The sequence below is a fragment of the Streptomyces sp. NPDC052101 genome (genome assembly GCF_040680235.1).
GTDB lineage: Bacteria > Actinomycetota > Actinomycetes > Streptomycetales > Streptomycetaceae > Streptomyces.
In genome coordinates this window covers 1-11,461 of record NZ_JBFAWH010000077.1, presented here as the reverse complement: position 1 = coordinate 11,461, position 11,461 = coordinate 1, and the positions used below count along the sequence as shown (strand labels likewise).

General features: G+C 67.6%; 10 protein-coding genes and 2 pseudogenes. 6 read left to right on the top strand and 6 right to left on the bottom strand.

Annotated elements, in window-relative coordinates; translation table 11 throughout:
* Window positions 1-35: 35 nt before the first annotated feature.
* Both AB0L75_RS43280 and AB0L75_RS43275 read right to left on the bottom strand, forming a co-directional pair.
* Window positions 36-410, bottom strand: coding sequence for a cytochrome P450 (locus AB0L75_RS43280; RefSeq protein WP_365191795.1), 375 nt, complete (start codon window positions 408-410; stop codon window positions 36-38).
* Entirely contained in the window at window positions 407-730 is a 324-nt protein-coding gene (locus AB0L75_RS43275) for a hypothetical protein (protein ID WP_365191794.1), read from the bottom strand. Before AB0L75_RS43275 ends, AB0L75_RS43280 begins: the two co-directional genes overlap by 4 nt.
* A 471-nt stretch (window positions 731-1,201) precedes the next feature.
* On the opposite strand from AB0L75_RS43275, the gene AB0L75_RS43270 reads away from it, so the two are divergent.
* The 3 genes and pseudogenes from AB0L75_RS43270 to AB0L75_RS43260 all read left to right on the top strand — a co-directional run.
* The gene (locus AB0L75_RS43270) at window positions 1,202-2,032 is read left to right on the top strand and encodes a hypothetical protein (protein WP_365191793.1); all 831 of its coding nucleotides are present in this window, start codon (window positions 1,202-1,204) and stop codon (window positions 2,030-2,032) included.
* Window positions 2,033-2,432: 400 nt separating this feature from the next.
* Entirely contained in the window at window positions 2,433-2,981 is a 549-nt protein-coding gene (locus AB0L75_RS43265; protein ID WP_365191792.1) for a DUF1062 domain-containing protein, read from the top strand.
* Window positions 2,982-3,113: 132 nt separating this feature from the next.
* Window positions 3,114-3,595: pseudogene (locus AB0L75_RS43260) on the top strand (IS5/IS1182 family transposase); the annotation flags it as partial.
* Window positions 3,596-3,938: 343 nt separating this feature from the next.
* Here the strand turns inward: AB0L75_RS43260 and AB0L75_RS43255 are convergent.
* Entirely contained in the window at window positions 3,939-5,384 is a 1,446-nt protein-coding gene (locus AB0L75_RS43255) for a helix-turn-helix domain-containing protein (protein WP_365191791.1), read from the bottom strand.
* 428 nt (window positions 5,385-5,812) lie between these two features.
* Between AB0L75_RS43255 and AB0L75_RS43250 the strand changes: the two genes are divergently transcribed.
* Both AB0L75_RS43250 and AB0L75_RS43245 read left to right on the top strand, forming a co-directional pair.
* Complete coding sequence (locus AB0L75_RS43250; protein WP_365191790.1) at window positions 5,813-6,640, top strand: maleylpyruvate isomerase family mycothiol-dependent enzyme; 828 nt, start codon at window positions 5,813-5,815, stop codon at window positions 6,638-6,640.
* A gap of 188 nt (window positions 6,641-6,828) precedes the next feature.
* Window positions 6,829-7,869, top strand: a complete 1,041-nt coding sequence (locus AB0L75_RS43245) for a VWA domain-containing protein (RefSeq protein WP_365191789.1) — start codon at window positions 6,829-6,831, stop codon at window positions 7,867-7,869.
* 284 nt (window positions 7,870-8,153) lie between these two features.
* Here the strand turns inward: AB0L75_RS43245 and AB0L75_RS43240 are convergent, their stop codons facing one another.
* Window positions 8,154-8,792: a glyoxalase gene (locus AB0L75_RS43240; RefSeq protein ID WP_365191788.1), complete on the bottom strand. Its 639-nt coding sequence runs from the start codon at window positions 8,790-8,792 to the stop codon at window positions 8,154-8,156.
* Between the two features lie 188 nt (window positions 8,793-8,980).
* Here AB0L75_RS43240 and AB0L75_RS43235 point away from each other — a divergent pair, with 188 nt between their 5' ends.
* Window positions 8,981-10,213 (top strand): MFS transporter, encoded by a 1,233-nt coding sequence (locus AB0L75_RS43235; RefSeq protein ID WP_365191787.1) that lies wholly within the window; start codon window positions 8,981-8,983, stop codon window positions 10,211-10,213.
* A 57-nt stretch (window positions 10,214-10,270) separates the two neighbouring features.
* On the opposite strand, the pseudogene AB0L75_RS43230 reads toward AB0L75_RS43235, so the two are convergent.
* Together AB0L75_RS43230 and AB0L75_RS43225 are read right to left on the bottom strand one after the other, a co-directional pair.
* Window positions 10,271-10,461, bottom strand: a pseudogene (locus tag AB0L75_RS43230) (transposase); the annotation flags it as partial.
* A 349-nt stretch (window positions 10,462-10,810) separates the two neighbouring features.
* The gene (locus AB0L75_RS43225; protein WP_365191786.1) at window positions 10,811-11,317 is read right to left on the bottom strand and encodes a DUF6624 domain-containing protein; all 507 of its coding nucleotides are present in this window, start codon (window positions 11,315-11,317) and stop codon (window positions 10,811-10,813) included.
* Between the last annotated feature and the right edge of the window lie 144 nt (window positions 11,318-11,461).

The window sequence follows — 11,461 nt, the reverse complement described above, 5'->3', positions numbered from 1 at the left end:
CATGAACGCCTTCGACCTGGCCTTTGATGGCCGCCTCACCGCAGGCCAACTCTAGCCACATCAAGCCCAGTTACACCGCTCGCTTTACAGACCCGCGCCATCGAGTTGCAGATGCGGGAAGCGGGTGAGGTGAGCAGGGCGCGGAAGGCGATGTGCAGCTCGGTGCGGGCGAGGTGATGTCCGAGGCACTGGTGAGGGCCGCCTCCGAAGGCGTGGTGGCGCGGGGATGCTTGCCGAGGGTCCAAGGTGTGGGGCGTGGGGTGGTGGGCGGGATCACGGTTGGTGAGGGAGAGGGAGACGACGATCCCGTCGCCGGTGCGGATCGTGTGGCCCTCGAGAATGATGTCGGCGGTGGCGACGCGCATGAGGATGTCGAAGACAGAGACCAGTCGCAGTAGTTCCTCGATCACGACGGAGAGGGTTTCGTCACCGGCCTCAAGCGCGGCCAGGCGCTGGGGGTCCGCACGAGAGTGAAACGGTCCAGGCTGCCGTCGCCGCCGGCGTAGCGCGCGAGGTCGTCGAGCAGGCCCTCGCCCCGGTCAGCGGAGACCCGAGGATCGCTCAGCAGCAGACGCGCGGCGTCGTAGCCGGTCACGAGCCAGACTTCACGCCCGTCGTAGAGCCGCACTCGCGACAACGGCCCCCGGGCAGCGAGCAGCAAGTGGCTGTCGGGCGGCTGGTACGGGCACGTGCGGTCCTGTGGGAAGGCGAGCACACCCGGATCTGTCACGATCAGCCTCTCCAGTGACGACGGGGACTTCTCATGCCAAGCCGAAGTTAGTCGCCACCGCCCGACAGCAAACGCCCGGCACATCACGAGAACCTGATCCAGCCGACCGCCGCCATCACATCGCGCGCCACCCACATCAAATCCACAAGATCTGGTCCTACCGTCACCCTCGCTGGCCTACTGGTTCGACGCCGGAGCGCTGCTGCCGAACTGATCCGCGCACTGCCATAAGCAGCCTCTACCAGACGGAGACCGCATGCTCAGGACGAAGGACGTCGATCTGGATCGATATGGAGCAGTCAGACCGAACGCCATCTTTACGCCACTTTTGAGGGGTCCGGTAGCGGAGCTTTGCTGAGGCGATGGGCATCCCCTGATGGTGGTGGGCGGTGATTCGCTCGGGCGGCCGGCCGGTCGCCCAGCTCCCCACTTCTCGCGAAGGCCCACAAACGAGATAGGTAGCTTCGAATCGTGCAGCGTTTTTTTATTGCTGTCATAGGCATGGTATTGCTGACCGCATGTCAACACGGAGCATCGGCCGCTCCTTCACCAACATCCTCGCAGTCCACGCAGGCTGTTGCCTCGCACCAATTCACCGTCTACGACACAACGTTCTACGCCCACCTCGATCTCGCGCAGTACGGCGCGCTCAAGGCCGACATCATCTACGAAGGTCGGGTGGCGGCCCTATCAGGTCAGCCCGTGCGCCACCCTAACGGCCGCCCCACAACCGAACTCGTCCTGCCCCCAAAGGATTCCTACCAGAAGCTGGTGCGGCAGCATTTGGCAAACCCGGGGCCGCTCGTCCTCGACTACGAGACCCTCTACCTCACCGGCACGCCAGAGGTGGCCAAGCGCCGATTCCAGAAACTGTCGACCTTGCTGACGTGGACGCGTGAAGTCGCCCCGCACAAACAAATCGGCTTTTGGGATCTGCTCGGCAACACCAGTCGCAGGTATTACCCGTTGGGCCGCACTCTCGCGGCGCACGAGGATGTGTTCTTCCCCAGTCTTTACACAAGCCCGACGGACAGCAAAGCCAGCTGGCAGCACAGGCTCGATCAGGCTCTCGCCGAGGCCAAGCAGATCGCCCCTGGCAAACCCGTGTACCCATATCTGTGGCCCCAGTACCAAGGCCTTCGTGCCGGGCAGCACTACATGCCCTCCCAGCTCTGGTCATACGAGCTTCAAGCCTGCAGCAAGGCCACCAAGGCCGTCGTCCTGTGGGGAGGCGGCCCACACGACACCAGCAACACCGCTTGGCTCGAGGCACTCAAGCGCTTCCTCGCCCACGGCTCGTGACAACCGGGAAAGACCGGCTGGCGGCCTGAGAGTCGCACGGCAGTTCGAACCTTCAAGTGCGGCTGATCGCATCGAGCCTGGTGCCCGATCCTCGGCGTAGCTGCAACAAGGGTCGGCTCGGCACAGCCCTGCCACGGGAAGCCACCTACGCAACGCCTCACAGCCACCTGACTTGACTCAGAGCACTCATCCGCCGGATGGATCCTGGCGGTGAGGCGCTCGAAAACCAGTGGAACAGCGCCGCCGTGCGCCATTACCGTGCTGCCGAACCAAGTCGTCCAGCCAAGGACATGCCGTTGTACACCCTGTGAGACCTCCCGAGCGCTGATTCGTCGCGCGTCGCACATGTGCGCCGCGCTGCTTCTTGCTGCGGACTTCTCACTGAAACCGGTGTACTTCTGTGCTCAATAACTGGGTGGTCATGCCCACCTGCCTGCCGCTCGTCCTCCGCCGTTGCCACGCGTGCGCGTCCGAGCGCTTCCGGGCAAGCGGTAAATTCCGCGTCAACGCAAACCACAAGCTCATCGACGCCTGGCTCCTCGCGCTCTGTACCGCTTGCGGGGAAACTGCAAAGCTCACGGTCCTGGAGCGGATGAATGTGCGCTCCGTACGACCTGAGCTGCTGGACCGGCTGCATGACAACGACCCCCGCCTGACAGCTGAACTGCTCCAGGATCCGGTCGTACAGCGCCGCAATCGCATCGCCCTCGACTGGGACAACGCCTGGTGCCTCGACACCGGCGGTTCGGATCACCTGGACCGCGAGGTGATCGACGTCTCGGTCCGCTTTGCGGCGCGGATCCCTGTCCGGCCAGTACGACTGATCGCTGAAGGTTGCGGTCTTTGGCGGGCTGAAGTCGAGAGACTGATCACGGAGGGGAAGCTCGTTTCGGCAGTCCGGCTGAGCGGCAAGCTCTCCGGCGACTTCGGCTTCACGCTCAAGCGCTGAGCCCTCCTCAGGACCACGGGCCTGTCCGGCGTGATCCGCCGGACAGGCCCTAAACCTCCAGAGCCGGCGGCTCGGCCTGCTCGCTGTGCCAAAGCGAGTTGCACAACGCCGTGAGCTGAGCATCTCCGTTGTATGACCGGGGCGTTAAGGGCTGAACGGGTCTGGGCGGAGACGTTCACAGGCCTGCGAATGACGCAGTTTTCGGGTCTGTTGAAAGTGGTGCGGGAGCGGGGTGGCAACGGCACCCTACGGGGTGAACCATGCGACAGCTGGGCCCGCTGTTCGGCGTCTCCTCCTCCATGGTGTGCCGTGTCATCCAGCGACAGGGACCGCTGCTCGCATTCGAGCCCGGCTCCCGCCCGGCCGATGCACCAGACCCGATGTGGATCGTGGACGGCACCCTCATCCCGGTCCGCGACCGGCGTGTGGATGCCTCCAGCCGCAACTACCGGTTATCCGCGAATGTGCAGGTCATCATGGACGCGGACACACGGCTGGCAATAGCGTCAGTCCGCCCGATGCCGGGCACCACGGCGGACGCGCACGCCTGGCGCGCATCCGGCCTCAGCCAGCACTGCCAGAGCGTTACGGGGCTCGGTGACGGCGCCTATGTCACGCGTCCCGGGCTGTCGCCCACAGGCACAACCTCGCCCTCGCGTCATGACCTGCCCGGTCTTGTCCGCTGGCGCCAGCCAGCACCTCACCGACCCGCGAGCGGGCGATGATCCGCTCTTGCCAGTGCCGCTCGGCCACCGCCAGCTCGGCCTGGATACGGTCGGCCTCCCTCCGTAACCCGTCCACCCGACGGCAAGCATCCAGCTCCCGCTCTTCCAACAGCCCGGCCCACCGACGGCGTCCACGACCTGCCGGGGGGGCGACCGCTACCCCCACGAGATCACCGGCCCTATGCCCGACCAGTGGAAACGCAGCCCTCAAGCCCGGAGAGACAACACCTATTCAGCATTGGCGGTCCGCGAGAGTCAGTGCGCGCTGCGCCAGCCACAGATCATGGCGGGCATTGGGTGAGCCGATCAGGGAGCGCTCCAGGAGCGTCTCGATGCGGGTGAGTCGCTTGCGTGTGGCGGTGGTGGAGAGGGAGAGCGCGATGGCGGTGGGGGCGAGTCTGCCGTCGTTGTCGAGCCAGGTGGCGAGTGTGTGGGAGAGGTCGTCCGCTGAGGTGTGCGACCGGATGGGGTGGAGCTGCTGCCTGGCCCACGCCACGACAGCCGGACGTGCGAGGAGGTCATCGAGCGAGCACGCCCGCGTGATGGACGCGTCCTCGTCCGTGCTGCCGTGTGGGTAGGCGAAGTCGGGGAGGGCACCGGCGCGGAGTGCGAAGGCAAGGAGGGACTGGTCCGCCAGCCGTCCGAGGTTCAGGTGCAGCAGCTCTTCGATGTGCTTGAGACGGGCGGAGAGCGTGTTCCGGTGGATTTTCAGATGCGCGGTCGCCTGCGAGGAGAAGGCCAACCATGATGCGGCCGTGGCCGCCAGCTCCCCACTGCCAGGATCCTGGGAGCGTCTCGTCGAGTAGGTACGCAGGGGGGCCAGCACGCGGTTGGCCCAGGCGGCTGCGGCCGGTCCGATGGTGAGCGCCAGATCGGGACGCCGGGCGAACTCGGCATACCGGTTGGGACCGTTGCGGGCCACGGCGAGGGCGTGAAACGCCTGCGCGTAGCCGACTGCCGTGTCACATAACGGCACAGTTTCGCTTACCCCTACCGTACAGCCGTCGGCCAGTGCGGTGAGGGTCGTCTGCAGTGACGGGGCGGCAGCGGGTGCGAGCACGAGCAGGTGGTCCGCGTACACGGGGCACGGGACGATCCAGGCACTGGCGGCCACGTGGGCGCACCGGCCCGCGAGTTCGCCGCGCACCCGCGGCGGGCATTCGACCACGTAGAAGCGGATCGCCGACGGCAGCGGCGGGAGCAGCACGCCGGCGACCTGACGGGCGGCCGACAGATGGCCGTTCATCAGCAGGTGCAGGACGGCTTCTCGGTTACGGGCCTCGGCGCGTTCCAGCAGACGCCACTCCCGCTCGGTGTGTTCACTCTGCCAGCACAGGCTGAGGGCCAAGCTGGCGTCGGCGAGCAGTGTGAAGAGCCCGACCGGTGCCGGCCGGGCGGTGACGGCGGTGAGCACCGGTGCGCCGACTGCCCGGGGCCCGTCCAGCGGGAAAAGCAACACGGCATGGCGTTCACCGTCGATAGCCATGGAATGAAGGCTCCGGGAGGAGAGTTCACGCACGCCGCGCCGCATGAGTTCCGCCGCTGTTCGGTCGAAGGCTTGCGGCGAAGGCGGTACGACGTTGCCGTCGGTGTCGGCCAACAGGATCTGGACGCCCGTCCGGCCTGCCAGCCAGCGCAACAGGGACCGGGTGCCGCCCTTGCGTGCCGCGCGCTGCATGGCCAGCACGTCATCGGCTCGCCCCGCACACGAGACGGTGCCCCCGTCGCTTCTGTCCCCCTCCGATAAGTGCATGCCGTCCCCTCGGGATCCTCACCATGACATCACGAAGAGGCAGGGTAGCCCGGTCCCCGCACCACCGTCAGCGCTAAAACAGGCCCCACCTGCGCTTTCCCGGCTCGCTGTGCACCGCGGCACCGGAACCCTCTCTTCACCCTGCAACCAGCCACTCCACACGACGCGTTGCCGACCCTGGATCCGCGACGCTGCAGGACACCACCGGCTGGACGACCTACGGCACGTACATCAATTTCAACCCTGGCTGCTGCGGCTGCACGGGGACTTGCCGCGCGTCCTCGAGTCTGGTTGGGTACCAGCGCCGCAGGCACGTTGGGCGGTCCGGGCAAGTGGGGGGGAGAGCAGGCAACGTGCACACGACGGAACGGCAGCACGGCTCATGGCCCTTGCCCGACGGGTTGGGACAGGCGATCCGGGGCACCGCCGAGGAGATCGCCGTACTGGTACGGAGCGCGAGCGACACGGCGCTTGCCATACCGGGGGCGGAGTGGACCATCGGCGAGGCCGCCGCCCACCTGGCCATAGCCAACGAAGTGATGGCCGACCTGGCAGCCGGGCGGGAGCGCCCCTACGGCGACGGATCGCCTCAGAGCCTCGTCAGGGCCAACGCGGAGTCCCTCGCCGTCTTCGGGGAGCGCCGGGCGGAGCCTCTCGCAACGATGATCGCAGAACAGGCCGAGGCGTTCCTTGACGCGCTGTCGCGCCCCGCGGTCGAGGGCCCGGCACCAGCCACACCCCTCGGCCCGATGAACCGGCCCGTTCTCGCGGCGTACCTGCTCACGCACATGCTCGGCCATGGATACGACCTGGCTCGCGCCCTGAAGCGTCCGCACATGGTCGACCGGGCACGAGTGGCTTTGTGTATGCCGTTCATCCTCTCGGTCATGCCACGAGTCGCGGACCCCGCAGCCACAGCCGGGCTCACGGCCCGTTACCGGATCCGGCTACGCGGGGGCGAGTCGTTCGGGGTGTCCCTGGCCGACGGCGCAGTGCAGGTGACACCGGGGGCACCGCCGCAGCGCGCAGACTGCACCATCCTGCTCGATCCCGTCGCCTTCCTGCTCATCGCGCTGGGCCGGCTGAATCCCTGGCGTGCCGTCGCCCGGGGTCAGGTCCTTGCCTGGGGTCCCCGGCCGTGGCTGGCTTCCCGCTTCCCAACCCTGTTCACCGCCCCCTGAGCCGTCTCCCGGGCGGCCGCGCGGGCAGCTGCGCTGCAGGTCCTCGGCGCCGACGTCCCGGTGTCTCGTGCTGCGTCCCAACCCCCCTGATCGGGTGTGCTCTTCATGCGGGCTGGGAGCCAAGACCGATTGTCAGTGGTGCGTGAGACGGTAGGAGCATCGAGTCGGAAAGAGGGGGAGCCGTCGTCATGTCCGGAAACCAGAACTACATCAACCATGTTGCTCTTGTGCTGGATGCCAGTTCGTCCATGTCGCACCTGAGCAGCAAGGTCGTCGAGGTCGCCGACCAGCAGATTGCCTATCTTGCCCGCCGATCCGGAGAACTGGATCAGGAAACCCGCGTCACGGTGTACGTCTTCGCGGACAAGGTGGAGTGCGTCATCTACGACAAGGACGTGCTGCGGATGCCATCGCTGAAGCAGCTGTATCAGGTCGGTGGAATGACAGCTCTGCTCGCGGCCGCACTGAAGTCACAGCGGGAGCTGGCCCAGACAGCCCAACTGTACGGCGACCACAGCTTCCTGACGTTCGTACTCACCGACGGGCAGGAGAACGCAAGTCACCGCTGCCCGGAGGCCCCTGCCAGGGATCCGCGTGAACTGGTCGAGGCCGTGGCCAAGATGATCGAGACACAGGAGGACAACTGGACGCTGGCCGTCCTTGTGCCGGACCAGATGGGCAAGCGCGAGGCCATGCGGTGCGGTTTCCCGAAGGACAACATCGCCATCTGGGACGCCACGAGCACCCAGGGACTGGAGGAGGCCGGTCAGGTCATCCAGCAGGCCACCGAGAAGTTCATGGTGGGCCGCTCCCAGGGCATCCGGGGATCGCGGGCGGTGTTCTCCACAGGTGCTGAGGCAGTCAACAAGGACACCATCAAGGCGGCAGGCCTCACCCCGGTGAAACCGTCACAGTACGAACTGATCCCGGTGGCTCGTGTCGCGGCGATCCGGGACTGGGTCATCGAATGCGGGCACACCTACCGTACCGGCGGTGCGTTCTACCAGCTGAGCAAGTCCGAGAAGATCCAGGCGCGGAAGCAGATCGCGGTGCTGGAGAAGAAGACGGACCGGGTGTACACGGGGCCCGAGGCCCGGGCGCTGCTCGGCCTGCCGGACGTGGAAGTCCGCGTCAAGCCGGACCACAACGACGACTTCACAATCTTCGTGCAGAGCACCAGCGTGAACCGGAAGCTCGTACCGAACACGCGGGTACTGCTTATGCTCTGACACCTTGGAGACCATGCCGGGTCCCGGATGCCTCGTCGTCCCGGCGCCCCACCAACAGCTGCTTGGCCAGGTGTTCGTCGACATCACCTGGAACGTGCGCGGCAATGTAAGGGGGGTTGCGGCTGGTGCCGGCCCGGGCACCGGTGGGGTTTTCCGCCCCCGCTTACCCCCCCACACTCGGCGGGAAATGTGCGAGCCGATCCGCCCACGGCCGCCACCTCCCTCCCGAGAGGCAACGCCCCGCACAAAAACCTGCGTTGTCCCGCAGACAGAGAGTGGCTCCGTCAGGCCGTAGCGGTCAGCGGGGCACTGGCACTGGCCTCCCAGACGAAATCGTCCGGATCGCTGCACGGGCCGGCAGCGCCGGAGAGTACGAGCCGGTGCGATCCGGTGCCGCCCGCAGGGACACCCACGTCCCTGGCGAGAGCACCGCGCTTGTACAGAGCGAGCCTGACGCACCCCAAGTCCGCGGCGAACTCGGCGTACTTGCCGCCGAAGCTCCTCCCCACACTCAGGCCCCGACTGGCGTAGAACTGCTTGCTGGCCTTCACGTCCTCGACGCCCAGCAGGAGCACAACCTCGTCGAAGTCCCGGGTGAGCGGGCTGGTGTCCTTTTTCGCCGACGTCGCGATCTTCAGAATCGTGCCGTCCGGGGCCTGCACGACCCCGCCGTAGCCCCACAGCGACTTCGAGGCGGCCTTCAGAACGGTGGCACCCGCGTCGAGGGCAGCACGGATGAGCGTGTCGACGTTGCCCGGCTGGCACACCACCAGCGAGAGCGTGAATCCGCGGAAGCCAGTCGTGGACTCCCCCGACGCGCGCAGGCGCACGTGCGACGAGTCCGGTCCGAAGACCGCGGAGTAGAAGCGGGTGGCAGCCGTGAGGTCGGCCACCTCCAAGATGACGGCATCGATGGAGTTCATGCCCTCGACGGTAGACACGGCCGGACGACCGGCGCTTCTCGAAAACTGACCTGTTCTCATCACAGCCACCGCCCTGGCCGGGCGAAGAAACCGAAGCCGGGCGACCTCGAGTTGCCCGGTAGCTCATTATTTGGGCGTGGTGCGCGTCTCCGGCGGCCGCTCCGCGACCGACACTCTAGCGTCGGATCATGCACGCAACGGGCGACGAGCAGGTCGAAGACACAATGCCCGGCCTGTCAGCCGGGCCGGTCACGCTGGCCTGGCTGACACAGTTCCTGGTGGGAACCGACCTCTTCGTGGTGGCACCGCTGCTCCCCCACATCGCAGCGTCGTTCGCCGTCTCCACAGCCAGCACGGGTCTGCTGGTCACGGCCTTCTCGATCGCCTACGTGGTGGCTTCGCCCGTCGCCGGCTGGGTCTCCGACCACTGGGACCGCGCCATGGTCCTGGTGGTGGCTCTGGTGGTGTTCTCCGCCGCCAACGTCGGCACCGCTCTGGCGCCGGGTTTCGGTCTGCTGCTCGTGGCCCGCGTGGTGGCCGGCATCGCGGCCGCCGCGACAGGTCCCACCGTGTACGCCCTGGTCAGCACCCGTGCGCGGCCCCAGGCACGGGCGCAGGTGCTGGCCGTGGTGGGATCGGGCCTGCTGACCGCCCTGTGGGTGGGCGCGCCGGCCGGGTCGCTGCTCGGACGGTACGTGGGCTGGCAGGCCGCCTTCGTCATCCTGGCCGCGGGCACGTTCCTGCTGGCACTCCCACACGCCTTCGTCTGGCGTGCCCGGCCGGTCCGGGTGACCGCCTCCCCGCCAGGGACGCTACGGCGGGGCGGGCGGCCTGGTACGGGCGTCGCGGTGTCCGCCGTCGCCGTGACGACCTTGTGGGCCTTCTCCGTATACAGCCTGTACACCTTCCTGGCCGTCGCGCTGCACGCCGACGGCAGGGCCACCGCCGTGACGTGGCTGCTGGTCGTCTACGGCATCGGTGCCGTCGTCGGCGGGCAGCTGGGCGGCCGGTTCGCGGACCGGGCCGACGCCGTGCGGGTCACCCGGTCGGCACTGGCCCTGACGGCGGTGCTGGAAGCCGCCACGGCCCTCGCCTTCCCGGTCACCTGGGCGCTGGCCTGCGCTCTCGGCCTGTTCGCGCTGGCCGCCTACGCGTTCTTCCCCGCCCAGCAGCGCCACCTGGTCGACATGTTCCCCGGGCGGGCGACCGCGGTGCTGTCCTGGAACAACAGCGCGCTGTTCGTGGGCCTGTCCGTGGCCGGCGCCGCGGGCGGGCAGGTTTTGCGTGCCATGAACTACCCGGCGCTGCTGTATGTCGGGTCCGCTGTGGCGGTACTGGCGTGCCTTGTTGCCCGCGGCCGACCGGTACGGGCAAGACCTGTTCGAGCCCAAGCGCCCTCGCGAGGCGGAGCGGATCGATGATGCCACGGTGGTCCATGGCCGGGGCGCCGGGCTCCTGTTCCTTGTGCCGGGTGGCCTCTTTGTGCCGGGTGGCCGTCCGGGGCCGGGCCCGTGGGGTTTCGGCGCTCTGGCGGGACAGGTCATGTGTGCTGGCGGAAGACCCGCAACGTCCGGCAGACCCGGGCCGAGGTAAGCCGACCGGGTTTTGTCGGCCTGTCCCACAGGTGCCGCAGGTCCCGCGCGAGCAGCCGGGCGAGTCTGAGCTGGGTGCACCGGCGCCACCAAGGCTGACGTCGACCGGGCCTGGCAGGCGCTCCTGCGACATCGTCGAACCAGGCGACCCGATGGGCCAGCCGCGGGTGGACCCGGGATCCGTGCCTTCGCGACAGCCCTGCCGTAGTTCGTCGTCGCTGTGGCGGGTCGTCCGATGTCCGGCTCGCCGAGCTGGCACTGACCCGCTGTGCTGAGCCCTTCGACGAGGTCACGAAGCTGGGCAGCAGTGACAGCGGTTGCATCGTCGGTCGGACCCAGCCGGAGCGCGTCCAGAATCTGCGTCCAGGACATGGCACCCAACTCCAGCACCGCGACGAGCGAGTACGGCCAGCCAGAAATGGGTCGTCAGGCCATCGCGAACTTGGCGACATACTCGTCGAAGGGCTCGGTGCCGACCTCCGCGCGGAGTTCGTCCATGCGCTCGGGCTCCTCGCAGGGCCACGGAATCGGTGATCCGTCCTTTACACCGGCGATCTGGGTGCCGTAGACCTGCTTGCGGCCCTCATTGACCAGCGTGCGGTCGCGCAGAAAGGCCAGCTCGCGTGGGCTGGCCGAGCCTGCCGACACCGCCTGTTGCATCAGCTGGAGGGCGCGCCGCTGGACGTCGAGCTGCCGGTCGGCGTGCTGAGCGATCAGCCACGCCGCGCGTGCGGCCTCCTCGCCGACCAGTTGCGCGGTCGGCCAGCCGTACTCGTCCATGATCTCGCCGAGTCTGTCGCCGTGCCGTGCGGTCAGCCGCCGCCACTCCAACTGCTCGGCCGGGTCACTCCTGTTCGCGCGGATTGAGGACTCGTGATCGGCCGCAGCCATGTCGGCGAGTTCCGCCGCCAGTGCGGCAACATCGTGCGCCACTCTCAACTCCCTGGATACGTGGTTGCCTTGTGCTTGTTGACTGCAACCCTAAGAGGTCGTTTTCTCCCGATGTTTCATCCCGGGATGCGGATTTGATCCGGTGATGTCGGGTCGCGCCAGGAGATGGTGGCCTCGCCGGTCAGA

Excerpts from the sequence above, each read along its gene's own strand:
- AB0L75_RS43255 (WP_365191791.1), bottom strand. The coding sequence starts at position 5,384 with ATGCAGCGCGCGGCACGCAAGGGCGGCACCCGGTCCCTGTTGCGCTGG.
- AB0L75_RS43245 (WP_365191789.1), top strand. The coding sequence starts at position 6,829 with ATGTCCGGAAACCAGAACTACATCAACCATGTTGCTCTTGTGCTGGAT.
- AB0L75_RS43240 (WP_365191788.1), bottom strand. The coding sequence starts at position 8,792 with ATGAACTCCATCGATGCCGTCATCTTGGAGGTGGCCGACCTCACGGCT.
- AB0L75_RS43235 (WP_365191787.1), top strand. The coding sequence starts at position 8,981 with ATGCACGCAACGGGCGACGAGCAGGTCGAAGACACAATGCCCGGCCTG.